Source organism: Ulvibacterium marinum (assembly GCF_003626755.1).
In the GTDB taxonomy this organism is placed as follows: Bacteria; Bacteroidota; Bacteroidia; order Flavobacteriales; family Flavobacteriaceae; genus Ulvibacterium; species Ulvibacterium marinum.
Window position 1 is genome coordinate 1,226,948 of sequence record NZ_RBCJ01000002.1, and the last position, 23,129, is coordinate 1,250,076.

General features: G+C 41.1%; 24 protein-coding genes. 7 read left to right on the plus strand and 17 right to left on the minus strand.

The window, feature by feature from the left end:
• Window positions 1-71: 71 nt before the first annotated feature.
• Both D7Z94_RS12635 and D7Z94_RS12640 read right to left on the minus strand, forming a co-directional pair.
• Entirely contained in the window at window positions 72-1,127 is a 1,056-nt protein-coding gene (locus tag D7Z94_RS12635; RefSeq protein WP_120711889.1) for a response regulator, read from the minus strand.
• Between the two features lie 63 nt (window positions 1,128-1,190).
• The gene (locus D7Z94_RS12640; protein WP_120711890.1) at window positions 1,191-2,417 is read right to left on the minus strand and encodes a PAS domain-containing sensor histidine kinase; all 1,227 of its coding nucleotides are present in this window, start codon (window positions 2,415-2,417) and stop codon (window positions 1,191-1,193) included.
• A gap of 256 nt (window positions 2,418-2,673) precedes the next feature.
• Between D7Z94_RS12640 and D7Z94_RS12645 the strand changes: the two genes are divergently transcribed.
• On the plus strand, window positions 2,674-3,057 hold the full coding sequence (locus tag D7Z94_RS12645) for a hypothetical protein (RefSeq protein ID WP_120711891.1): 384 nt from the start codon (window positions 2,674-2,676) through the stop codon (window positions 3,055-3,057).
• Window positions 3,058-3,079: 22 nt separating this feature from the next.
• Here D7Z94_RS12645 and D7Z94_RS12650 read toward each other — a convergent pair whose 3' ends face one another.
• Entirely contained in the window at window positions 3,080-3,523 is a 444-nt protein-coding gene (locus D7Z94_RS12650) for a DoxX family membrane protein (RefSeq protein ID WP_245967189.1), read from the minus strand.
• 147 nt (window positions 3,524-3,670) lie between these two features.
• Between D7Z94_RS12650 and D7Z94_RS12655 the strand changes: the two genes are divergently transcribed.
• The 3 genes from D7Z94_RS12655 to D7Z94_RS12665 are packed head-to-tail and all read left to right on the plus strand — an operon-like array spanning window position 3,671 to window position 6,701.
• Window positions 3,671-4,756 carry an efflux RND transporter periplasmic adaptor subunit gene (locus D7Z94_RS12655; RefSeq protein WP_170158841.1) on the plus strand — a complete coding sequence of 362 codons (1,086 nt, stop codon included), beginning with the start codon at window positions 3,671-3,673 and terminating at the stop codon, window positions 4,754-4,756.
• Entirely contained in the window at window positions 4,753-6,015 is a 1,263-nt protein-coding gene (locus D7Z94_RS12660) for an ABC transporter permease (RefSeq protein WP_120711892.1), read from the plus strand. Before D7Z94_RS12655 ends, D7Z94_RS12660 begins: the two co-directional genes overlap by 4 nt.
• 2 nt (window positions 6,016-6,017) lie before the next feature.
• Window positions 6,018-6,701, plus strand: coding sequence for an ABC transporter ATP-binding protein (locus D7Z94_RS12665; protein ID WP_394347433.1), 684 nt, complete (start codon window positions 6,018-6,020; stop codon window positions 6,699-6,701).
• A gap of 31 nt (window positions 6,702-6,732) precedes the next feature.
• Here the strand turns inward: D7Z94_RS12665 and D7Z94_RS12670 are convergent, their stop codons facing one another.
• Window positions 6,733-7,845 (minus strand): adenylate/guanylate cyclase domain-containing protein, encoded by a 1,113-nt coding sequence (locus tag D7Z94_RS12670; protein WP_120711893.1) that lies wholly within the window; start codon window positions 7,843-7,845, stop codon window positions 6,733-6,735.
• Between the two features lie 118 nt (window positions 7,846-7,963).
• Between D7Z94_RS12670 and D7Z94_RS12675 the strand changes: the two genes are divergently transcribed.
• Complete coding sequence (locus D7Z94_RS12675) at window positions 7,964-8,413, plus strand: hypothetical protein (RefSeq protein WP_120711894.1); 450 nt, start codon at window positions 7,964-7,966, stop codon at window positions 8,411-8,413.
• A 13-nt stretch (window positions 8,414-8,426) separates the two neighbouring features.
• On the opposite strand, the gene D7Z94_RS12680 is transcribed toward D7Z94_RS12675, so the two are convergent.
• Entirely contained in the window at window positions 8,427-9,383 is a 957-nt protein-coding gene (locus D7Z94_RS12680) for an ROK family protein (RefSeq protein WP_211341782.1), read from the minus strand.
• Window positions 9,384-9,629: 246 nt separating this feature from the next.
• On the opposite strand from D7Z94_RS12680, the gene D7Z94_RS12690 reads away from it, so the two are divergent.
• A complete protein-coding gene (locus tag D7Z94_RS12690) occupies window positions 9,630-10,037 on the plus strand; it encodes a hypothetical protein (protein WP_120711896.1) in 408 nt (135 codons plus the stop codon).
• A 15-nt stretch (window positions 10,038-10,052) separates the two neighbouring features.
• Here D7Z94_RS12690 and D7Z94_RS12695 read toward each other — a convergent pair whose 3' ends face one another.
• The 3 genes from D7Z94_RS12695 to D7Z94_RS25655 form a co-directional block, all read right to left on the minus strand.
• Window positions 10,053-10,889, minus strand: a complete 837-nt coding sequence (locus D7Z94_RS12695; protein ID WP_120711897.1) for a universal stress protein — start codon at window positions 10,887-10,889, stop codon at window positions 10,053-10,055.
• Window positions 10,890-10,923: 34 nt separating this feature from the next.
• Entirely contained in the window at window positions 10,924-11,223 is a 300-nt protein-coding gene (gene hpf, locus D7Z94_RS12700; protein WP_120711898.1) for a ribosome hibernation-promoting factor, HPF/YfiA family, read from the minus strand.
• 443 nt (window positions 11,224-11,666) lie between these two features.
• Window positions 11,667-11,843 (minus strand): hypothetical protein, encoded by a 177-nt coding sequence (locus D7Z94_RS25655; RefSeq protein WP_158594631.1) that lies wholly within the window; start codon window positions 11,841-11,843, stop codon window positions 11,667-11,669.
• Between the two features lie 99 nt (window positions 11,844-11,942).
• Between D7Z94_RS25655 and D7Z94_RS12705 the strand changes: the two genes are divergently transcribed.
• Window positions 11,943-12,449 carry a ClbS/DfsB family four-helix bundle protein gene (locus tag D7Z94_RS12705; RefSeq protein ID WP_120711899.1) on the plus strand — a complete coding sequence of 169 codons (507 nt, stop codon included), beginning with the start codon at window positions 11,943-11,945 and terminating at the stop codon, window positions 12,447-12,449.
• Window positions 12,450-12,529: 80 nt separating this feature from the next.
• Here the strand turns inward: D7Z94_RS12705 and D7Z94_RS12710 are convergent, their stop codons facing one another.
• From D7Z94_RS12710 to D7Z94_RS12750, 9 genes are all read right to left on the minus strand, one after another.
• Window positions 12,530-12,898, minus strand: coding sequence for a GerW family sporulation protein (locus tag D7Z94_RS12710; RefSeq protein WP_120711900.1), 369 nt, complete (start codon window positions 12,896-12,898; stop codon window positions 12,530-12,532).
• 11 nt (window positions 12,899-12,909) lie between these two features.
• Window positions 12,910-13,410 carry a hypothetical protein gene (locus D7Z94_RS12715; protein WP_120711901.1) on the minus strand — a complete coding sequence of 167 codons (501 nt, stop codon included), beginning with the start codon at window positions 13,408-13,410 and terminating at the stop codon, window positions 12,910-12,912.
• Between the two features lie 471 nt (window positions 13,411-13,881).
• Complete coding sequence (gene galK, locus D7Z94_RS12720; RefSeq protein ID WP_120711902.1) at window positions 13,882-15,012, minus strand: galactokinase; 1,131 nt, start codon at window positions 15,010-15,012, stop codon at window positions 13,882-13,884.
• Between the two features lie 14 nt (window positions 15,013-15,026).
• Entirely contained in the window at window positions 15,027-16,172 is a 1,146-nt protein-coding gene (locus D7Z94_RS12725) for a formylglycine-generating enzyme family protein (protein ID WP_120711903.1), read from the minus strand.
• 34 nt (window positions 16,173-16,206) lie between these two features.
• The gene (locus D7Z94_RS12730; protein WP_120711904.1) at window positions 16,207-17,802 is read right to left on the minus strand and encodes an arylsulfatase; all 1,596 of its coding nucleotides are present in this window, start codon (window positions 17,800-17,802) and stop codon (window positions 16,207-16,209) included.
• Between the two features lie 4 nt (window positions 17,803-17,806).
• Window positions 17,807-19,159 carry a Gfo/Idh/MocA family protein gene (locus D7Z94_RS12735; RefSeq protein WP_120711905.1) on the minus strand — a complete coding sequence of 451 codons (1,353 nt, stop codon included), beginning with the start codon at window positions 19,157-19,159 and terminating at the stop codon, window positions 17,807-17,809.
• A 133-nt stretch (window positions 19,160-19,292) separates the two neighbouring features.
• The gene (locus tag D7Z94_RS12740) at window positions 19,293-20,078 is read right to left on the minus strand and encodes an SDR family NAD(P)-dependent oxidoreductase (protein WP_120711906.1); all 786 of its coding nucleotides are present in this window, start codon (window positions 20,076-20,078) and stop codon (window positions 19,293-19,295) included.
• Between the two features lie 12 nt (window positions 20,079-20,090).
• Window positions 20,091-21,158, minus strand: coding sequence for a sugar phosphate isomerase/epimerase family protein (locus D7Z94_RS12745; protein ID WP_120711907.1), 1,068 nt, complete (start codon window positions 21,156-21,158; stop codon window positions 20,091-20,093).
• 209 nt (window positions 21,159-21,367) lie between these two features.
• The gene (locus D7Z94_RS12750) at window positions 21,368-22,699 is read right to left on the minus strand and encodes a Gfo/Idh/MocA family protein (RefSeq protein ID WP_120711908.1); all 1,332 of its coding nucleotides are present in this window, start codon (window positions 22,697-22,699) and stop codon (window positions 21,368-21,370) included.
• Window positions 22,700-23,129 lie beyond the last annotated feature (430 nt).

The window sequence follows — 23,129 nt, forward strand, 5'->3', positions numbered from 1 at the left end:
TTACCGTAAAGCTACTTTAGCCCAACCTTCCAAAAAATGATTTAGATCATGAAACCCCTAAAACTGTTTTTTTAAGAGATGCGACAAAGTCTTTCTTTATCGAGTATTCTAATATTTCTATCCTCAATGGATATCAAACCTTCTTTTTTAAAATCGGAAAGCGTTCTAATTAGGGTTTCAGTAGCCATACCGGCTACTCCTGCAAGGTCGCTTCGTAAAATATGGATATTGCCCTCACCGTCCTTTTGAAGTTTTTCATCAAACTTTAATATAGTGTGCGCGGTCTTCTTACGGACCGATCCGTAGGCCATTTGTAGCAATTGTTCCTTTATATCCGAAAGATTCTCGGCCAGCAATCTAACCAACTCCAAGACCAGTTTATGGTTTTCCTCCAAGATCTGTTTCAACCGCTGTTTTGGAATACCGGCCACCATGGTATTTTCTATGGCGGTGGCATACTCGTTATAAGGAATGTTATCCGTAAAGCAGGTGAAACCAAAAAAATCATCCGGTTTGTAGATTCCGGTTATAAGTTCCTTGCCGCGCTCGTCCAATTTATGAGTCTTCACAATACCAGAAAGCACCAAGTACACCCAATTGGAGTTATTCCCCTCATTATAGATTATCTCCCCTTGTGCATGGGAAAATTCTTCGCCTTCATCATAAATATAATTCTTTAGTCCATTCAGGTTTCTAATGCCGTCCTCGAATAATTGCATGTCCGCTCTATCCTTTTTGCTGGACTCCCGAAGAATCTCAACCTTGGCCAATCTACTTTCGATTGCCCCTATCAGTTCGGACTCCTCATAAGGTTTGGTCAAATAGTCGTCAGCACCCAATTCCATCCCTTGTCTTATGTCTTTGCGTTCTGTCTTAGCGGAAAGGAAAATAAAGGGGATGGATTTTGTAATGTCATTATCAAATAAACTCTCCAAAACTCCATAGCCATCCAATTCCGGCATCATGATGTCACAAATAATAACGTCCGGAAGATGTTTTTTGGCCATGGTCACTCCTTTTTTACCATTGGAGGCCGTAATTACTTCATAATTGGATAGTTCTAGAAGCTCGGCGGTATTTTCCCTAAGAACGGTATCATCTTCTATCAATAGTACTTTTTTTGACATCACAAATTTTGGTTTTTAGGGTCTTTATTTCATACGGTCCATTAAAAGCGGTGAAGGCTTATGTTAGGTCCTTGCCAAAGGAAGTTCCATGGTAAAGACACTTCCGGTATTCTCCTTACTTTTAAAGTAAATGCTGCCACCAAGGTTTTCTATATGGGCCTTTATAATATTTAGGCCAATACCCGTACCTTGGGTTAACAACACATTCTCTGCCCTGAAATATCTATCAAAAATGTGCTTTTGATCGGCTTCGGGAATACCAATACCTTGATCCTTGATATGAAACGTAATTTTGTTTTCTGAAAGGTTTACACGGAAGTCTATTTCGGTATCCTCGGAGGAATATTTTATGGCATTGTGCAAAAGATTGGTAAGTGCCAGCCCTACGATTCTTTCATCCTGATTAATTATGGTATCATCGATATTTTGTGGATAGTTTATTTTTTGACCGTCCTTAAGGATCATATTGGCATCATAAATCACCTCATTCACTACCTTGCTTAAAGAAAAATCCGCTAATCGGTATACTTCCTTGCCCTGCTCCAGACGTTCTATGGAAAGAAAGTCGGTCAAAATGGTATTGAGCCTTCGTACTTCCCCGATTATGGTTTTTAGATGTTTCTCCCTTTTTCCTTGTCCCTCTTCCGTATTGTATTTTCCAACCAAGGTAGCCGCTGTGAGGATACCGCTTAAGGGCGTTTTGAATTCATGAGATACCAAGGAAAGGAATTTGGTCTTAAGGTCGTTCAGTTCCCTTTCGCGCTGTAGGGCATCCTTTATTTTGTCCTCGGCCTCTTTCCTTCTTTTCACTTCCCTTTTAAGTATGGCCACTGTGTCCCTTAGCTCTTGGGTACGTAGCCGTATTTTCTTTTCCAGTTGTGTATTCAGCTCATATATCTGGTTATCCTTTTCCTTGATCTCGGAAAGATCTTCAATCAAGGTGAGTACATATTTATTTCCGTAAAGGGAAAAAGGACTCAATCCTACTTGCAAGGGAATTTGTTCTCCATTTTTGTGAAGTCCCGATAAATTCCTTCCCTTCATTTCCCGTATTCCAATATCTTCCCAATAAACATCCTCTGCTAATTTCTTGTGTTTTTCCCTTTGGGCGCTTGGAATGAGAATAGATAATTGTTGGCCTAAAAGCTCATCCTTATCATATCCAAAAAGTTGATCGGAACGTTGGTTGGAAGCAACGATCTCCTGCTGCTCGTTTACCACAAGAATGCCCTGTGAGATTGATTCTGAAAGCAATCTAAAGATGTTACTGTTTTTATCGAAGACCCGCATACTACAAAGTTAAATGTTTACCGTTTGTGCAACGATATAAAGTCCTTCAAATCGTATAACTTTTAACACATCTGCCAAAACTGCTTTTACCATTGAATCTGTGCCGTTGGAACCAATGTTGCCCTATATTTTTCTGAAATGCAAAAGTTCAACAAAATAATACGAAAATGGTATGACGAAAATCATTTTTGAAACTTGAATTCCTACTTAATTTAGTTCATCATTTCACTACTTAAAATGGATTAAAAGCAATACTATGGATTGGCAAAAACTATACTGGGAGACCGATAATTGGGTTAACCATCTGACATTTTATGAGGATGAATTACAGTTTCTTCAAAAGCTTTTAGATCGTTATTTTGAAGATTTGGTCCAATATCAGAACTTGGATGAAATTCGGGAAGAGGTCATGCGCTTTCAAGATTTAAAATATACCTGCAGTAAACTTTTGGCCAATACCAGGGAACATAGGCACCAATTAGCTCTGGCCATAAATGAAAAGGATACTGAGCATGGTTTTACCCGACAAACACATTTAGGGTTACAAGAAAAACTTCAAGATTTTACTTTGGGTTTCAATACTACAAAAAAGGAAATTCAATATATTACAAAGGAATTAGTGGAAAGTTTAAAACAATAGGGTGGTCCCTGTAATCCTTTGATTATATTTCTTTTTTCTTTTTACGCTCCTTATCCAACAAAAAAACCAAAAGACCCAAAAAGACAATATTCTTCATGATATATTGTCCTAAAAGTGTAAGACCAAAAGGAGCTTTGGTAAATGTAAGCTCCGGAAAAAATAAAAAAGGAGTAAAAGTAAGTATCATATGAACCAATGCCAGTGTTATGGCAAACCTATTCAATAAACCAAAAATCAAAAGAAGGCCCAGACCCGTTTCCCAAATGGCCAAAAGAATCAAGGATATATCTGGGCGCATAAGACCCAAGGTCAGTTCATGGATGGTATCCATGGCTATGGTTTCGGCCGGACTCACTCCAGGAAAGAATTTTAACATCCCAAACCATAAATAAAGAATGCCTATACAGGCCAAAAGCACGCTATTTTTAGATACCCTTTCCCTAAAGGTCAATACCAACTCCTTCATTGCATTCAGTTTTATAGGCTAATCTATGCTTCCACAAAGATGTAAAAGATGACAAATATCATGTTTATTCACTTTTTATCACCGTATAATTCCGCTTTTAACAAATACACCTTCAAGTTTCGTAATTTTAAGCCCTTAAGGTATGTTATGCGAACACGATTTTTGATTCCTTTACTAGCATTTCTTATTGTTTCCTGTAACCATAATGACGAGGGGATTACTCCTGAAAAAACTACCTTGGTAGAGTCGGTCTATGCCTCCGCCCTGGTTCAGCCGGACAGTCTCTATGAAGTGTATTCCTCCGTAACCGGTATTTTGGACAAACAGTTGGTAGAAGAAGGTGATACCGTTTCCAAGGGGCAACCCTTATTCCAAATCTTCAATAAGATGCCCGAACTCAATCGAGAAAATGCGAGGTTGAACTTGCAATTGGCACAAGAGGAGTTCAGCGGAAATGCGGCGGTACTTGATGGGCTTGAAAAAGAACTGCATACGGCAAAACTAAAATTTCATAATGACTCCATAAATTTCATGCGTCAAAAACGCCTTTGGGAGCAACAGATCGGCTCAAATGCCGAGTACGATAACAGGAAACTCCAGTATGAAAGTTCCCATAACAATCTTCAAGTACTGCAAAACAGTTATGCGCGTACAAAAAATGACTTACAAACGCGGATGCAACAGGCAAAAAATAATTACCAAACCGCTATTGTAAATACCGGAGATTTTACCATAACCAGCAAAATCAATGGAAAGATTTATGCCATTCATAAAAACGAAGGAGAAATCATTACGGCCCAACAGCCATTGGCCAGCATGGGCAAGTCGGCCGTTTTCATTGTGGAACTTTTAGTGGACGAGGTGGATATTGTAGCACTAAAAAAGGGGCAAAACGTATTGATTACCCTGGACGCCTACTCCAATACGGTCTTTGAGGGCAAAATAGACAAGATTTATCCTCAAAAGGATGAGCGTACCCAAACCTTTAAGGTAGATGCGGTTTTTAACCAGATGCCCCAAGTACTGTACCCCGGGCTGGCAGGTGAGGCCAATATCATTGTTGCCCAAAAAGAAAATGTTCTAACCATCCCTCTGGAATATCTTACAGACGACAATATGATTATGACGGATGATGGTCTACAAGAGGTAATCCTTGGTATTCGAAATTTGAAAAAGGTAGAAATTCTATCCGGTATTGATGAGCATACCAAAATCTATAAACCCGAACCATGATCAATTGGAGGGTCATATTGAGCATATCCCGGACGCATTTGCTTACTCGAATTAAACAAACGGCCATTGCTGCATTGGGAGTTACCTTTGGTATAGGGACATTTATCATTTTGGTCAGTTTCATGACCGGTCTTAATGGGCTTTTGGACGGTTTAATTTTGGACCGCACCCCACATGTACACATTTACAATGAGATAAAACCATCAGAAAAACAACCGGTAGATCTCTATGAAAAAATAAAAAATAGTTTTACCAAGGTACGATCTATAAAACCCAAACTCACCCAAAGAAAAATCCATAATGCCCTACCCCTTATGGACCAGCTCAATAATGATTCCAGAGTAAAGGGAGCCATCCCCCAATTACAGGCCCAAATGTTCTATATCTCAGGTTCTATTGAATTGGGAGGAAATCTTGTGGGTATCGATGTTCTAGAAGAGGTACGGCTTTTTAACTTTGGACAATATGTGGTAAAGGGAAGTCCGGAAGCCTTGGATAATTTGGACAACGGAATTCTCATTGGTGCCGGGGTGGCCAAAAAAATGTCCCTGGACGTTGGCAATACCGTTCAGATAAGTACCGTCCGGGGCGATCTTTTCCCTTTAAAGATTGTAGGCATTTATCAAAGCGGCCTTGCCGAGTTGGATAATGTGCAAAGTTTTGCCAATCTTAAGACAACGCAGCGCATTCTTGGGGAACCTAGAAATTATTTTACGGACATTAATGTAAAATTACATGACATTGAAGATGCTGTTCCCATGGCCAAACAGATTGAAAAACAGTTTGATCTAACCGCGGTAGACATTAAAACGGCCAATGCCCAATTTGAAACAGGTACTTCCATTCGAAACCTTATTACCTACGCCGTCTCCATTACACTCCTCATCGTAGCGGGATTTGGAATCTACAATATTCTGAATATGCTTATTTATGAGAAGATGAACGATATTGCCATCTTAAAGGCTACAGGCTTTTCCGGTAGGGACGTAAAATATATTTTTATCAGCCAAGCAATACTTATAGGTCTGGTAGGCGGTATTTTAGGACTGCTAATTGGCTATGGAATATCCGTGGTCATTGATAATTTACCGTTTGAGACAGAGGCATTGCCGACCATAAAGACCTTCCCCGTAAATTATAATCCAGGGTACTACATCATCGGAATCACCTTTGCCATGGTATCCACATTCTTGGCCGGGTATCTTCCGGCAAGAAAGGCCCAAAAAATAGATCCTGTTGAAATTATAAGAGGACAGTAGCTATGGGGATAGAGAATATTTTGGAGGCAAGGGAGATCAACAAATATTTTAGGGAACCTGTTTTGTTCCATGTGCTTAAGGATATTAGTTTTGGTATTAAAAATGGGGAGTTCGTCTCCATCATGGGAAAATCCGGTTGCGGAAAATCCACCTTGCTCTACATCCTATCCACTATGGATACAGATTATGAAGGAGAACTTTTTTTGAACGGAAAAAAAATAACGGGCAAACATCATGAGGATTTGGCCAAGATCCGTAATCAGAATATCGGTTTTGTTTTCCAGTTCCACTACCTCCTATCCGAATTTACCGTATTGGAGAATGTAATGTTGCCCGCCAAAAAGTTAGGGTTGAAATCCTTGCAGGAAATAGAGCATGATGCCATGGAAAAATTGAAATTGCTCCATATTGATGACCAGGCCAAAAAGCTGGCTTCCCGTATCTCAGGAGGTCAAAAACAACGCGTTGCAATAGCACGGGCCTTGATCAATGACCCGGCCATTATTATGGGCGATGAGCCTACGGGGAACCTGGATAGTCATAATTCCGAAAATGTAATGGATATCTTCAAGGCATTGGCCCAAGAACGTAATTTATCCTTGTTGATAGTTACCCATGATACTGATTTTGCCGAAAAAACGGACAGAATCATTGAAATGGGAGATGGCCGGATTTTAAGTTCGTAAGGTTTCCACAGACTATTGACGTAGCGGTTCCCTAGCCCTTGGAAGGGGGTAAATTAAAATCCATACGGAACAGTTGAATGGCCTTCGTTTTTCCTTTCAAAATCAAACTACCGATTTTGGTAAACAAAAAAGCATCACTTTTGGGCAATACTTTTATCAAATCATTTGAAACCAAGGTTTTTGCATTGTAGGTATTACATTCTTCCTGAATGCGAGCGGTTGTATTCAATGTGTCTCCCGTGTAAATGATGTCTTTTTTAATAATCCCGATTTCCCCAACCGTAACCTTCCCAATATGATAGCCCGCCTTAAAACCAGGGACTACACCAAACCGCTTTCTATAATAGGCGCTTCTTTCTTTGAATCTGTTGTCTATTTTTCGAAAACACTCCAAACAGTTGTTATTGTACGATCCATTCTTTAATGACCAGGATACTACTATTTCATCGCCGACATATTGATAGATTTCCCCCAGAGTCTCCAAAATGGGATTTGTCATATCTGCATAGTACATTTTTAGGAGGGTAAAATATTCCAGATGTCCCAACTGCTCCGCAATGAATGTAGAGGATTTCATATCCAAAAACATGAAGATCCTTTTTTCTTCCCTGGGTTTATGATACTTCCCCAAGGAATAATTATAAATAGCTCCATTGCCCAAATAGGCATTTACCTCTGAATAAAATAGGGCAACATCCAAAGCCGCACCCGCATAGATAATCACGCTCCAAAATGCGAAATCCCCAACAAACTGAGATACATTTTCCAAAGCTATTGGGTCGTAAATAGGTATCCCAAGGCGACGTGCATTGGTTATTAATGACAATAAAATCAAGAATAAAATTAGGAATAGAAGATAGAAAACACTTTTGAATAAAATCTTCACCCAAAACCTATTCTTTGCAAAACGTTTTCTTAACCAAGTAACCTCAATCCATCCTTGCACGAGGCCACCAAAAAAACTGCCCACACCAATATAAATCAAGGCGTTTTGAAAATCATACGCCACTCCCGTACTTGGATATTCAATTAGTCTGCCCAAAATACCCTTTTCCAAAAGAGCATAAATCAGCCCAAAAGTCAACCATATGAGTCCAAAAGCCAAAGTTTGCCTAAAATATCGTTTGTACTTTGGATGAACCATACGCTAAATGTAAAAAAATAAAGAGTAGGTCTAGGGAAATCATGATGTGCATCCTGACAAAAGTCATATTAATCCTATACTATCTTCCCTACTTTTAAATAATTCAAAAAACAAGACCATGGGAAATTTTCGAAGCAGACCAAAAGGTGATTATATACAAAATACCAATTGGCAGGAACTCTATGTATTAACGGAGCACTGGAAATCCGACCTACTTTTTTACAAGGATGATTTAAAATTTCTGCATAAACTATTACAGCGGTACTTTATCTGGATTACCAAAGAGGAAAATCTCGATGCCGTAAGGAATCTAGGACAAGGTATCTTAGGTGATTCAAAAACCTGCAATGATCTTTTGAGCAAGATTAAGGAACATCTTTCCCATTTGGCCAATATCATGGACGAGCCATTTAAGAATGATGCCCATGAGTTCCGCACCGAACACGAAGAATTGGAAGACCATATTTCCCAATTTATAAAAGGTGTACGGGAAAACAGAAAAAAAGTGTTTACATTAACGGAACATGTTCTGGATAGTGAACATTTAGAGCATTTGTTACAACGCTAATCTTTTACTAACACTATAACAACGCCAGTGCTGCCGGTCCTAAAACGGAATGTGTACTGGGTGCATTATAGATCAACACCTTTATTTTGTTTCGGTAGGCGTTAAAAAGGTTATGTTCCATGCTGGCAATGGTAGGATTTAATAGAATATCCCCTGCTTTGCTAAGTCCCCCGGATAGGATTATCGCCTCGGGATCCAGATGAGCGGCTATGTCCGCCATCTTATTGCCCAGGGTAAAGCCAGTCCGTTCAAAAGCTTCCAAGGCCACAGGATCCCCTTCCAGGGCCGCATCCGCAATCATTATCCCGGTCATTTCGTCAAAACTGACCCCCCGTAATGGCGAATCCTCGGTCATATCGGCCAGAAGTTCAAAAACGGTTCGCTTTATCCCGGTTACCGAGGCGTAGGTCTCCAAGCAGCCCTGTAAACCGCAATTACAATGTCTACCATTGGGATCCACATTTACATGGCCTAGTTCCGCGGCCATGGCATGTGCTCCCAATAAAAGTTTGCCGTTTATGATAATACCGCTTCCTAACCCTGTCCCCAAGGTAAGTGCCACAAAATTCTTCATCCCCTTGGCCGGACCAAATTGTAAATGGCCCAATGCTGCAGCATTGGCATCATTGGCAATGGTAACCGGCAAATCAAAAACCTTTTCTACAGACTTCACCAAGGGAATAATATCGCCCCATTTGAGGTTGGGCGGGTATTCTATATTCCCGGTAAGGGAATTGGCATTAGGAGCGCCTACCCCTATGGCCACGATTTCCGGTAATTCCTTAACTTGAGATTTTAGGCTTTCGATTTCCTGCTCCAGGTTTTCCATAAAAACAGAAAAAGGCTCCTTCGCGCCCGTTCTAAACTCTTTGGAAGCCAAAATTTTGCCTTCTTTGGTAACCAGGCCTACTTTGGTATAGGTACCTCCAATATCTATGCCCCAAACTGCCATACTTTTCCCTTTCTCCATCACAGTATATGTTTACCACAAATCAAGACAAATAAAAAATGAATCTGGCTGATATTTATCATTTCAAAAGAATTGTTTATCAAATAATTTAAACCACATATATTCAAAAGTATGAAACGACCTCTGTGAAAACTAAGGCTTGGGTACAAAAACTGAAATTGGAAAATTGCAAACATTTTTTTTAATTTCATCGAATTCTTGAAAAAATAGTTGCAACCATTACATTCATTTCTAAAATTGGATTCTATGTCATATCAGGAAAATATTCAGAACGAAATGTATCAAAACTTGGGCAAACTTTTCTATGCCGTTGCCATGGCGGACAAAAATGTAAGGCCTAGGGAAGTGACAGCACTACGGGAAGCTGTACGCGAACAATGGTTAGATGTAGACGACGTAGAGGATGAATTTGGAACCGATGCCGCATATCAAATTGAAATTGTATTTGATTGGTTACAAAACGAACAATCAGATGGTGATACGTACTTCATGGAATTCAAATATTTCTTCAAGGAACATCGTTCCTTGTTTACAAAAAAAATACGCGAACAAATCTATAAAACCGCCAGGACCATTGCTATTTCCTTTGCAGGCGCCAATAAGTCCGAACTTGTTCTCCTTTCTAAATTGAAAATGTTGCTGAAGCAGGAATAAACCCAAAAATATATTTTAGATTTTAAAGGTCATTACCGGCAATCGGGCTCTATTGGCCAAATCCTCCCCTATACTTCCCTGAAAAAAATGGGACAGACCCCTGCGACCATGGGTAGGAATGGCAATCAAGTCCGCACCACATTCCTCGGCATAATTATACAGACCTTCTTCCGTACTGTAATCGTTCCTATGTTTTACATGTATATGGCTGGGAACATCCCCGTGATGCGCCACACGTAAAAACGAATCCTTTTCTTGAGCTATTTCATCCGTACTTTTAAAATGGACATGGGGCAAGTTTATGTATACCAGATGGACCTGTGCGTTCCAAGGCCCGAACATTTGCAGGGCCTTGTGGTAGGCTGGCACACCCTCTATCCTAAAATCACAGGCAAAAACGACCTTGTCCACTTTAAAATCTGGAATACGCTCCTTAATAACAAGAACGGGAACATTCGAAGTCCGTACTACCTTTTCCGTATTGGAACCTACAAAAAACTTTCCCAAACCACCTGTCCCATGTGAGCCCATTACGATTAAATCGGCCTTTTGCTCAAGGGCAACCTTATTCAGCTCCTCAAAAATCTTATAGTTCTGCACCATCTCAGTCACTTTGAGACCCTTGAGATAATCCTTGTCCAAAAACTCGGCAAACCTTTTTTTGGCAAGCATCATATAATACTTGGCTTCCATAAACTCCTGTGCCTCATTCTTGGTAAGGATAGCTTCCGATAATCCCAACATATGTAGTAAAAGAATACTCGCTCCCGAATCCTTGGCCAAAGTGGCGGCCACCTCCAATGCATAGGCGGAACATTCCGAAAAATCTATGGGTACCAGAATCCTATTCATCTATTTTAATCATTGAAAATACAGTGTATACTTGCTAATGTTTCTGAAAAGTGGATTTTCTCTTGCTCAATTGCTTTTCCAATTCCTTAATGGTGGAAGCAGCTGCCTTTTCAAAGTCGTCCTCATTGGATTTTGCAAAAATCCTGGGGCCCGGGGCACTGAGCTCCATTTCACAAATCTTTCCTTTTCCAGTAGGGTTTTTTTCTTGTTTAAACTGGACTTGGGCTCTAATAATCCAGTCATATTTTCTGGCAAGTGTATTTAACTTTTTGGAAACAAGTGCTTCCATGGCCTCACTAGTAGGCATTTGGATAAATTGAACATCAATAGTCATTACAAATCAAATTTATAGTTACCCTAAAGCTAGAGCTATGGCTCGATTTAAATCATGATAAAAATCAGTATTTCAAATCCAGTCTAAACGAACCGGGGCAAACAGACCATATATCGATAAACAAAAAGAGTACTGAACTTCCATCGCATTCTTATGATACACCTTCATTGCATTTCCGCTTTAACGATAGAATTTATTCCGGGATCAATAGAATACATTAATCAAAAGACCGGGGTACGGCAAGCATCCCGGTCTTTATTACAGTATCGTAAGTATTCATGGACGCAGGTCGTAATACCGTACATACTTCCATCGCTGAAACGTATATGCTATTTACAATACCTTGGAATACTCCCGATTACCGTATCCTTTTAACTATTTGGAAATTTTCCTATTTAATGCCCAAAAATAATTTGAAGCAAATACAATTGAAATGACTTTGATCAGGTTATCCAGAAAACATTTAAAAAATCCTTTAAGTATTTCGATAGCTTTGCTGCCTCTCTTTCAAATACTACTGCGTTGACCCGTACAATATCCATATTTTTCATCTTACTAGTATTTTTTATATCCAGAATGGAAATAATCTGTTCATAGAATAGAATAATGACAAAAGTCATTTATCCCTACTATTTTGGAATCTATTTTTATGTTTCCCAATGGACCGATAGATCGCTTTTCGAATATTCTTAATCGATTCTGTCCTAAAATGAAACATTATGCCAAGACCCAAAACTAAAAAGGAACTCGTAGAATTAGGCGAAGCCAACTACAGGAGCCTATTGAATTTTGTTAGAGAGCTACCTAGGGAGGAACTGGAAAACGAATTCCCGCCGGGGTATTTAAACCGAAATATTAGGGATGTGCTGGCGCATCTTCATCATTGGCACCTGATGATGCTGGAATGGTACAAAGTAGGTATGTCAGGTTTTAAGCCCGACATGCCCAGCAAGGGATATACTTGGAAAACCGTGCCGGAACTCAATCGGAAAATACAGGATACCTATAGCAATGTTGACCTAAAAGTAGTAAAGGATTCTCTTGAGGAATCCTTCGAAAACCTCCAAGAAATCATCGCGCAGCATACGGAAGAAGAACTCTTTAAAAAAAAGCATTATCCCTGGACAGGCTCCACTTCTTTGGGCGCCTATTTTATTTCAGCGACTTCCAGCCACTACGATTGGGCATTAAAACTCATTAAAAAATGTAAGAGGCAATTGGCTTAATGATTAGAGCAAACAAGAACCGAGCAAACCCTTTTAAAAGATTGGTCTTGCCCGGTTCTATCGTTAAGATTAGAATTGATCTAAACTTCTGCGGCTTCCCTGTTCCGGTTTTGGGCAATCTTTTCGATCAAGTCCGGTACCTTTTCAAAAACAGCGGCAAGGCCTTGGGTCTTCCCGGCAGCAAGAAAGGAAATCTCCTCTCTCTTACTTACCAAAAAACCAATAGGTTCAATTCCTACGCCTGCACCAGCACCCGCGCCTTGTCCTTTTCCTGTTTTGGGTTCGGTGCTTTCACCACCACCGGAACCAAACCCCATGCCTACTTTTATGACCGGTACACATTTAAATGCCCCTAATTCAAATTGTTCACCGACAACGGTTTCCGTCTTTGCTTCGGACTTTATAAAGTCCGTAATCTTTCCTAATAATTCTTCAAAATGTAACTCCATAGTTGTATTTTTTAAAGGTTAACAAATGATTTAATAATATTCAAAGGCCTGTTTTGAATGTACAGTACCAAATGGTTCCTACCCTGGAAATTGATGGAAAACCGCCCCATAGTATGGTTCAAGAAAGTAAATACCGGATACAATTTTGCATTCAAAAGACTATCTCCGGTATCCATATCTATGATCAGCCTCTTTATAGTAAAGGTTTTCAATAGACGTATCACTTTTCCAATCCCCATTCTTTTCCCTTTCTTCTTTCTCACATTCTTTTTTGTCTTTCCTTTTTGGGAAAGTCCTATCGTTCTAAGAGGATAGAAATAAAAATTTCCAAAAATGAGGTTTAGCCGTATCCGTATAAGTTCTTTTTCATGCCCTTCTATATCCGCCCTGATCAAGCCTCTTAACCGAAAATAATATTCATTAGTGATGGTATCGACATACAATTCTATTGGAACAAATAACAAACTGATTATCAATAAAAAAAGAAGTGTAAATAGGACAATAACCCACATCATTCCATTTTTGTGCAAAGTAAATGAGGGCAAAGATTCGTTACAATGATTCAGATCATTAAGACTAATTATTTATAGACTTTGGCCGGTTTAAAACTGATTTTAATCATATCATTACTAGCCATACGTATCTACCTTTAGCAGAATCAAGAAATATTTGGCCAAAAAATTGGAGAGGTACAGTGAACTTCCGTTAATTTCAAAAAGTAAAAATCAAATACATAGGCTTATTTGAAAAACCTTATCAAGATTGTATGAGTAACAACGAGGCAATCATAGAATGGCTTTTAAAAAGTGATATGGCGATTCTATATCAGGTACACAGGGTTTTAGTTGCAACACATCGTCCCGATTTAAGAAGCAAGATATCGTTCGAAGGCTGAGGAGCCGAATTCCTAATAATCCTTAAGTCTGAAAATTTCAATATCTCATGGATTGAAAGCACATACCCCATGCATTTAAAACTATGGATCAAACTACAACGGAAGTTCCTCCGCTGGGCCTTACCTCAAAAGCTTCCAAATCAATGGCAAAAGCATTTTTGTATGCTTTGGTGGCAGCGGTTACAAATTCATCGATGCCTGCTTCATGAACTAAATTAAGGGTACATCCTCCAAATCCACCACCAGTTTGTCTAGCTCCGAGAACGGTGTCATAGCCTTTGGAGAAATCGACCAAAAAATCGGATTCCGGACAGCTCACCTCATACAATTTGCTAATTCCCCCATGAGCCTCATAAAGTAAATCCCCTGCCTCCTTTAACCTATCGGACTTGAGTGCTTCCGTCATGGCAAGAACACGTTCATTTTCCTCGATAATAAAGGAACATCGATTAAAAACGGTTTGGCTCATTTCAGCCTTAAAAGGCATCAACATATCCAAAGTAACATCGCGAAGCGAGCTTATCTCAGGATGCTTTTGCTTTATGATATCTACCCCTTCCTGACATTCCTGCTTTCGCGTGTTGTATTCGCTGGAAGCCAAATTATGGGAAACTTTTGTGTTGAGAAGTATAATTCTGTACGGGCGGATATCAATGGGAACATAATCGTATTCCAAAGATTTACAATCCAAAAGGATCACGTGCCCTTCCTTGCTCATAACCGATGCGAATTGATCCATAATTCCACATTGGGTACCTACATAGGTATGCTCTGCGATTTGGGACAATTTTACCATGTCCATTTTGGAAAGCCCCAAACCAAACAATTCATTTAATCCGAAAGCCAGCCCACATTCCAAGGCTGCCGAAGAACTTAGGCCAGATCCCGTAGGAAGGTTGCTCTCCAACGTACAATCAAACCCTTTAACCCCATCCGTCAACTTTGAAATTTCGTTAAGAACACCTAAGATGTAATTCTCCCACTCAATCTCACTTCTTGAAATCTTGTTCAAATCCAAGGTAAAACCGGTATTGTAGGTAAGGCTATACAAATTACACTTGTTTACCGATCCGTTCTTTCGCAACTTAAATGTTATTTGGTTTTCTATTGCGGTCGGAAGTACATAACCCAGATTGTAATCCGTATGTTCTCCGATAAGATTAATTCGTCCCGGTGACTTCACGGTCAATTCGGGAGTGAAACCCGTAATAAATTCCATAATTCTTCTCTTGATCAGTTTTCTTTTCCTAGTAACATATCTGCAGTAGCAACCGTTCTAAAACCCAAATGCTCCAACGAGGAGTCCAAACTAGTCGCCATTCGAGAGGATATGCGATAGCTGGCACAATACGATTCGCTACACAAGAACGAACCGCCTTTCATCACTTTTTCCTTGGCATAGGGATCTCTTTCATTATAAGGGGTTTCCGCGCCTTTGGGATTCCTCAGGATAGCGCCTTTGGAGCCAATTTCACTATAATAATCGGTGTTGTACCAGTCGCTTGTCCATTCCCAAACATTGCCCGCAATATCATAGAGATTGAAATCATTGGGTGGATAGGATTTAACAAGTGCACGTAGCTCAAAACCATCTATAAGGGTATTGTTTACGGGAAATTCTCCCTCCCAGGTATTCGCCATTTGAGAAAGTACGGAAAGGTCGTCGCCCCAAAAATAAATAGTACTTTCCTTGTTGCCCCTAGCAGCCCTTTCCCATTCGGCCTCTGTAGGCAAACGCCTTCCGGCCCATTCACAATAGGCTACGGCATCTTCATAGGCAACCTGTACTACCGGATGATTGTCCTTGCCCTTAATAGAACTTTCCGGTCCATTGGGGTGCTTCCAATTGGCCCCTATGGTCCATTGCCACCATTGGGAAAAATCGTATAGATTGGGCACTGAACTTTTGGCTTTTTTAAAGGTTAAAGATCCAGGTTGCATTATGCTATCATGGGGTTTGGGGGTACCTTCGGGCAACTGCTTTTTCATTTCTTCCCAATCTATTTCCCGCTCGGCCACAGTGACATACCCGGTCTCTTCAACAAATTCCTTGAACTCCCTATTGGTCACTTCTGTAATATCCATAAAGAATCCATCTACTGCTACCTTATGTGCCGGTTTTTCGTGACCCATGGCCGTTTGATCTTGTGGGACGGCTCCTTGGGTGAAAATGCCCCCGGGAATCCAAACCATTCCTTTAGGTGTTTTAAGATTATCAGGTTTTTTAACAAGGATATCCGCTGTATCTACAACAACTTCAGATTTTTCGGTTATCTCTGCAGATATCTTAGCCTCAGGAACTTCTTTCTTCTCTTCTTTGCATTGGGTTATAAAAAAGATTATTGACAATAAAAAAAGTAGTTTTGGGATGAATTTCATTGTGGATAAAAATTAAGGAGCAACAAAGGTAAAGCTATTTTTCCGTCAGTAACCCATTCTGAACTAGAGGTATCTTAAAATGTTCCAATTCCGGGGATTCCCGTTCCCTATCAAAGATTTCTGCGGCCTTCTTCAATACCTCTGGATGTGCATCAGCCATGTTTTTCGTTTCCGTGGGATCCTCCTTTAAATCATAAAGCTCCAAGGTGGGGGCATCGTTATTGAGCAAGTTACGGCGTACTACCTTCCAATCGCCCATCCTTAGCGCAATTTGTCCACCGTAACTGGGAAATTCCCAATATAGAAATTCATGTGGTTCTTGTTCATCTTCGCTCATTAAAGTGGGCAACATGCTTATTCCATCCGTATCCTGAGGCTTTTCATAACCTGCTACTTGGGCAAGGGTAGCTACCATATCATAATGTGCCGAAATATGATCGCTTCTACTACCAGCCTTTATTTTTCCAGGCCAAACGGCGATCATGGGCACTCTAATTCCACCTTCATACAAAAATCCCTTCCCTCTTCCATAGGTGCCATCAAAGGGTTTGGCACTATCAAAATGTTCCGGATCGGCACCTCCTGCATAGCTAGGGCCATTATCTGAAGTGAATACAATAAGTGTATTTTCGTAAATGCCCTCATCTTTCAATTGTTGTACCAGTTTTCCGATATTCTCATCCAAGTAAGAAACCATTGCCGCGTAGGCCGCATGTGGATTTTTATGTGAAAAATAACGGTTTTCCCCGCCCGAAAGGTAGGGTTTCTCTTCTCCGAATTTTTCAATATAATAATCTACCCAACGTTGTGGAGCTTGGAGCGCAACATGTGGAATAGGGGTCGCCCAATACAAAAAGAAAGGTGTTTCCTTATGGCCTTCTACAAACTGGGTAAGCTCTTTGAACATCAAATCCGGTGCATAATCCGTTAAGGTAAAATCCGCATAACTTGCCATGTCTTTTGGATCGGCTCCTTCAGGAAAAGGGGTATTGGGAGCGATGGTATCATTGGCCAAATGTACCCGATTTGTATTCTTGTATAAATGCAGGGGATAATAGGTATGGGCCTGACGTTGACAATTATAGCCATAGAAAAAATCGAATCCCATTGTATTGGGAATGGACGATGTATGGGGAGCACCGAGTCCCCATTTGCCAACCATGCCCGTGGCATATCCGGCTTGCTTTAAGCGATGTCCCAAAGTGACTGTATTTGTAGGCATAGGTCCCTGACCTTCCAAAGTAGAATCCTTTGCCATGGCCATATAGTTCCAAACGTCACCCCTTTCTCCCCATTCCGAATTGCTCCGAATATAAGCATGCCCGGCATGCTTTCCGGTCATTAGCATATAACGCGCCGGGGCACATACAGGCGCACTAGTGTAGTGTTGCGTAAACAACATACCTTCTTTGGCCAAGGCATCGATATTTGGAGTTTCTATTTTCTCCTGGCCATAGGCACCTATTTCCGCATAGCCCAGGTCATCCGCTAGAATATAGATGATGTTGGGTTGCTGGATTTTTGAAACTTCTCCCGTATCAATCGACTTTTCCTTACAGGCCAAAAAGAGTGTCCCTGCCAAAAGCAGGGACACGAAAATGTTTGTGTTCAATACACTTCTTCGTTCCATATATCTAAATTACCACGGTCTTTCCAGGAGTCGGAATTTCATACCATCCATCCGCATTGGGATTGACCGGTGCCGGTGATTCCCAAGTCAGATTCTCAGGAACCAAAACCAAATTGGAGGCCATGGCCTCATCCCACTTTACAACTTTTCCCGAGTAAGTGGCCATTCTTCCTAAAATAGCGGTCATGGTACTTTTTGCACCGTTCTCCGCATCGGAAATTACACCTCCGTTTCGGATGGACTCAAAGAGTTTTACATGCTCCACTTCATATGGGTTTGGATCATCCTTACCCCTATGTTCAAAAATAGTACTTCCATCCCATCCTTTGATAGCTGCATTATCCCCTTCTGTGGAAACCGTTCCTTTGGTACCTTGGAAAAATTCAGAAACCCGACTCATGGTCTCTGGTTGGTGACGGCACTGACTTGCTATTACCGCCCCGCTAGGATAAGTGAATTCTACAAAATGATGGTCATAGATCTCTCCATGATCTTTCCCGGTACGAACTTGTCTTCCACCCATTCCTTGGGCAGAAATCGGATATTCCCCTATAAACCAGTTGGCTACATCAATATTATGGATGTGTTGTTCTAAAATATGATCGCCACATAACCAGTTGAAATAGTACCAATTTCGCATCTGGTACTCCAATTCCGTTTGTTCCGGTTTTCTTTCCCTTACCCAGACTCCGCCACTATTCCAATACACCTGACCGGACACAATTTTACCGATGGCATCCTTCTTTAAATGATCCATTGCTGCCAAATAGTTGTCTTGGTAATGACGCTGTAAACCAACCACCACGTTCAATTTGCTCTCTTTAGCTTTTTTAGCAGCTGCCAAGACCTTGCGAACTCCAGGAACGTCAGTTGCAACCGGTTTTTCCATAAAGACGTGTTTGCCGCTATTCACAGCATATTCAAAGTGTTCCGGGCGGAAACCGGGAGGTGTCGCCAAAATGACAACATCAGCTAAATCCATTGCCTTTTTGGCACCATCGAATCCCACGAACTTGTTTTTTTCCTTTACATTCAATTTCTTTTTGTTTTCCCCCAATGCCGTTGCAATGTTCATAAAGCTACTCTGCAAACGATCCTCGAAAGCATCAGCCATGGCTACTAATTCCACATTATCGTCTGCATTTAAAGCCTGTACTGCGGCACCCGTTCCTCGACCACCACAACCTACCAAGGCAATTTTGAGTTTCTTGTCATTGAGGACATTTACCATGGCATTCATTTGAAGGTTTGGTAACAGCATGGCGCCTCCAGTGAACAAAGCACTTTTCTTTACGAAGTCCCTACGCGATTTTTTTTCCTGATCGATAGAATTTTGATTCTTTCCTAAGTTTTTCATTATATCTAAATTTATTTTGTGTAATTTTTTGGGATAGGCAGTTAAGATAAAACTTTATTGGGAAATCGGCAATGATATAGATGCCGCTTAACGCAAAAAGTCCTTTTAGTTAAAAAAGAAAAGTACAACGCTCTTATTTGGCGGTCCACCCACCATCTACAGTGAGCATGGATCCCACTACATAACTGCCGGCATCACTGGCCAAAAAAAGTGCGGCTCCCTGAATTTCCCGAAGTTCTCCCCAACGTGCCAATGCCGTGGCCCCTACAATAAAGTTTTTGGCCTCCGCAGTTTCTGCAATCGGGATATTCATTTCCGTTAAAAAGGGTCCGGGACAAATGGCATTCACCGTAATATTGAACGGAGCCAGTTCCAAGCCGAGGGCTCGAGTCATTTGTACTACGGCGCCCTTGCTAGTGGCATAGGGCGTACGGTTGGCCAAACCAACCAGACCAAGGGTACTCGCCATATTGATAATACGCCCACTGCCTTGTTTTTTCATCTGTGGGGTAACTGCTCGGGAAGCGTTCCAAGTACCATCAACATTCACTTTCATCACCTGTTCGAACTCATCCGGAGTAAGCTCGTCTATGGCCCCACGAATGTTGATTCCCGCACTGTTTATCAAAATATCCAACCGCCCAAATTCATCAGAGATTGAAGCTACAACAGCTTCTACAGCCGCTAAATCGGTTACGTTGGCGGCATAAGCCTTGGCGGTAACACCATAGTCTTGGGTCAATTGTTGGGCTGCGGTCTCTCCTTCTTCCAAATTCCGGTTCAACAGACAAATATTGGCCCCGGCCGAGGCCAGACCAGCGGCCATGGCAAAGCCCAATCCTTTGGAGCCACCAGTAATCAGGGCGCATCGTCCCGTGATATCAAATTGTTTTATTCCAGGTAAAGTTGTTTTGGTCATGTATTTCTGCTTTTATTTAAATCCTAAATTTTGTTTGGCATAGACCAGGCAGGTTCGATTATTTTCCACCTCCAAGGACAATTGTTCGTCAGTTGTCCTATTTGATATCAGAGGCAATTGTTCTTTTTTCTTCAATGTTCTGATTTTATGAAGGTAAAGTGCAAGTTCGCGGGCCAATATTTGGTCAAAGGTGGCCCAATATTTTTCGGTAAGGCAAGGGATTTTCAAAGGATCCCGGGTAATCATTTCCAAATTGAAACGGACATTGGGTTGATGCCTTTTAATGGTATTGATCATGCCTTCGATATCAAGGTATCCTTCGCCTAAATTGACTTCGGAAAGTAAGAATCCATCTTTGTATTCTTCAACGGCCATATCCTTAAGGTGTACAGAAAAAGCGTAAGGTGCAAGGGCTTCCACCACCTCCACGGGGTCTTCCAAAAGCGAAATATTGTTCCCGGTATCCAGGGTGACCCCTACCCATTCACTGTCGATCATCTTCAAAATAGCCACCATTTCCTTGATACGCCAGTCTTTGTGGTTCTCCACCGCAAGTTTCACTTTATGCTTGTGCATTATGGGCTCTGCTAGCTGTATGGAATTGATAGCGGCCTTCTTAAAGGTCTGGAAGGCTTGCATACTATCAAAACTCTCGTAGCGCCTTCCCGATAAACAGGCCGTTCTGAAAACATCAATGCCAGTTTCCTTTGCGGTTTTGACCTCATGATCAAAACGATTTATATCACCTTCATCTTTAGGCAGCCTAATCTGGGCTTCTAGAAAAATATCCAGTTTTTCTTTTCGTTTTTTGACTTTTTTGGAGAAATCGGAATCCCAGCCACCAACACCTACTTGCATCCCCCCAAATCCAAGGGAACTACAGTGTTCTATCATTTCCAAGGCATTGGTAAACGGAGGATATGCCTCACTCTTCATTTTTCGATACCGCCGCATCATATAGGAAGCATCGGCCACGCCAAATCGTGTCTCCGCTACTACTGTTGAAAAGGTTGGTAGTACGGGCAGGCTCATCGCCATAGTGCCTGCTAAGGAGCTTTTAACAAATTTTCTTCGCTTCATGATGCATTTTTGATTCGATAGATATCATTTTCATTTCGATCCTTTTTAACCCTATCATGGAAGGAAAGCTTGCAACAGGTCTCTGGAACACCGTCCCTAAAGGTAAAAGAAAGCATTAAAATGGCAATAAAGTTCTAGTATAAAATACCTCGACTATAGCCAAAGGTCCTTGGCTGGTATTACAAAGTTGTAATTATTTTCATAGACCTTTAAATCATATCCCAGGGTTTGCGCGCCTTCCTTCCCATTAGTTTCGTCGCTTCCGGGGCATCAATGATTTCTTCCTTTTCACTATCCCATTTAAATTTTAATCCGGACTTGAAGGCAATATTTCCTAGGTGACAGGCATTGGATCCCTTATGTCCAATTTCGATATCCGCTACAGGTTTTTTCCTGGATCGTACACAATCAATGAAATTTTTGGTATGGTCCGGTGTAGAATCTCCCACGGACATTTCCTGTCGTTCCATTTTATCTCCCTCAGGGTATATTTCAAATCCGATACGATCGGCGAACAATGTTCCATTGCTACCATAAAAGGCAAGTCCATTGGGCCTATCGGTATCGCCCTTGGCATTGTAATATTTCCTACCTGGGATTCGCCCACCAGATCCATGCGCATTGTTTCGCAACGATTCGTAACTTACCACAAATCCTGGATACTCATAAGTGACCTGCAATACATCCGGGATATCACCGCCATCTTCAACAATGTCATAGAGATTCCCGGTTGCGGAAACGGTCAACGGGGCATCTTGCCCCATAACTTGGTGCATACTATCCAAGCGGTGTGCCGCATAGTCCGTGATTATGCCCCCACAATAGTCCAAAAACCATCTGTAGGTTCCTACAAACCTATTTTTATTGAATGGGACATAAGGAGCAGGACCTAGATAGAAATCCCAATCGACCCCCTCTGGAGGTTTTGAATCCGCTACCTTCCCTAAACCACTCGGGTAGGTGTTTTGGCAATTCCAAACGCGAACGTACCGTACGGCCCCTAATTTACCACTTTGAACAATTTCCCGAATTACTTCCCAATGTGGAGCGGAACGATGTTGTGTACCGGTCTGAACAACATTGTTGGCTTCCCTGGAAGCTTTAAGGATGGCTTGACCTTCACGAATATTATGGCCCAGAGGCTTTTCCAAGTACATATCAAGTCCGGCTTGACAGGCCATTACGGCAGGAATCGCATGCCAATGATCAGGAGTGGCTATGAGCACTGCATCCAACCCTTTTTGATCCAATAGATGGCGAAAATCCTTATAGGCGTTATCCTTGCTTCCAGTCCATTCCTTGGCACGGTCAAGATGCTTGGGGTATAGATCACATATGGCGGAAAACTGCATATTGTTCATTTCTTGCATCGCTTTGCCTACAAAAGTTCCCCTCCCACCACAACCTATAAGCCCTACCTGAACACGGTCATTGGCTCCAAGGATTCTTTTATAGGAGGTGGTGGTCGCTGGTAAAATTGAGGGTACGGATAGAGCGGCAGAAGCTACTGCCGTTTTCTGAATAAAGATTCTTCGTTTCATACTATGGTCTTATTGGAGTCAGCTATTGGAATTTAAAATGTCTTTGGTACCAGGATAATTTCAAAAAATAGTCCGAAGATGTATTGCATAAAAATGATGTGGCAACATGTCTTATATACCGAATTCAGGTCTTTACAGGATCAAGGTAAACTAGAATGTTCGGCCATAGCATCACATATGATCCAAATCATTGCGCAAATGGCCTATCACTACTTAAAAGGTATAAATTTCATGGGCAACTTACCATTCCTACTATCAGGAAAACTATGGATTCCTTGCTCGGTCAACTCGTTTGGGGCCAGTAATCGATTATGATATTTTACTTCTTTTAAAATATGTATTACAGACCATAGCATCGCCCAATAGATTTACGATTCTTCACTTCTCTAAAGCATAAAACCCAATGAACTAAAAATAGCAAAAGATTATC

Coding starts and splice junctions, on each gene's coding strand:
- D7Z94_RS12635 (WP_120711889.1), bottom strand. CDS start 1,127: ATGTCAAAAAAAGTACTATTGATAGAAGATGATACCGTTCTTAGGGAA.
- D7Z94_RS12640 (WP_120711890.1), bottom strand. CDS start 2,417: ATGCGGGTCTTCGATAAAAACAGTAACATCTTTAGATTGCTTTCAGAA.
- D7Z94_RS12645 (WP_120711891.1), top strand. CDS start 2,674: ATGGATTGGCAAAAACTATACTGGGAGACCGATAATTGGGTTAACCAT.
- D7Z94_RS12650 (WP_245967189.1), bottom strand. CDS start 3,523: ATGAAGGAGTTGGTATTGACCTTTAGGGAAAGGGTATCTAAAAATAGC.
- D7Z94_RS12655 (WP_170158841.1), top strand. CDS start 3,671: ATGCGAACACGATTTTTGATTCCTTTACTAGCATTTCTTATTGTTTCC.
- D7Z94_RS12660 (WP_120711892.1), top strand. CDS start 4,753: ATGATCAATTGGAGGGTCATATTGAGCATATCCCGGACGCATTTGCTT.
- D7Z94_RS12665 (WP_394347433.1), top strand. CDS start 6,018: ATGGGGATAGAGAATATTTTGGAGGCAAGGGAGATCAACAAATATTTT.
- D7Z94_RS12670 (WP_120711893.1), bottom strand. CDS start 7,845: ATGGTTCATCCAAAGTACAAACGATATTTTAGGCAAACTTTGGCTTTT.
- D7Z94_RS12675 (WP_120711894.1), top strand. CDS start 7,964: ATGGGAAATTTTCGAAGCAGACCAAAAGGTGATTATATACAAAATACC.
- D7Z94_RS12680 (WP_211341782.1), bottom strand. CDS start 9,383: ATGGAGAAAGGGAAAAGTATGGCAGTTTGGGGCATAGATATTGGAGGT.
- D7Z94_RS12690 (WP_120711896.1), top strand. CDS start 9,630: ATGTCATATCAGGAAAATATTCAGAACGAAATGTATCAAAACTTGGGC.
- D7Z94_RS12695 (WP_120711897.1), bottom strand. CDS start 10,889: ATGAATAGGATTCTGGTACCCATAGATTTTTCGGAATGTTCCGCCTAT.
- hpf (WP_120711898.1), bottom strand. CDS start 11,223: ATGACTATTGATGTTCAATTTATCCAAATGCCTACTAGTGAGGCCATG.
- D7Z94_RS25655 (WP_158594631.1), bottom strand. CDS start 11,843: ATGACTTTTGTCATTATTCTATTCTATGAACAGATTATTTCCATTCTG.
- D7Z94_RS12705 (WP_120711899.1), top strand. CDS start 11,943: ATGCCAAGACCCAAAACTAAAAAGGAACTCGTAGAATTAGGCGAAGCC.
- D7Z94_RS12710 (WP_120711900.1), bottom strand. CDS start 12,898: ATGGAGTTACATTTTGAAGAATTATTAGGAAAGATTACGGACTTTATA.
- D7Z94_RS12715 (WP_120711901.1), bottom strand. CDS start 13,410: ATGTGGGTTATTGTCCTATTTACACTTCTTTTTTTATTGATAATCAGT.
- galK (WP_120711902.1), bottom strand. CDS start 15,012: ATGGAATTTATTACGGGTTTCACTCCCGAATTGACCGTGAAGTCACCG.
- D7Z94_RS12725 (WP_120711903.1), bottom strand. CDS start 16,172: ATGAAATTCATCCCAAAACTACTTTTTTTATTGTCAATAATCTTTTTT.
- D7Z94_RS12730 (WP_120711904.1), bottom strand. CDS start 17,802: ATGGAACGAAGAAGTGTATTGAACACAAACATTTTCGTGTCCCTGCTT.
- D7Z94_RS12735 (WP_120711905.1), bottom strand. CDS start 19,159: ATGAAAAACTTAGGAAAGAATCAAAATTCTATCGATCAGGAAAAAAAA.
- D7Z94_RS12740 (WP_120711906.1), bottom strand. CDS start 20,078: ATGACCAAAACAACTTTACCTGGAATAAAACAATTTGATATCACGGGA.
- D7Z94_RS12745 (WP_120711907.1), bottom strand. CDS start 21,158: ATGAAGCGAAGAAAATTTGTTAAAAGCTCCTTAGCAGGCACTATGGCG.
- D7Z94_RS12750 (WP_120711908.1), bottom strand. CDS start 22,699: ATGAAACGAAGAATCTTTATTCAGAAAACGGCAGTAGCTTCTGCCGCT.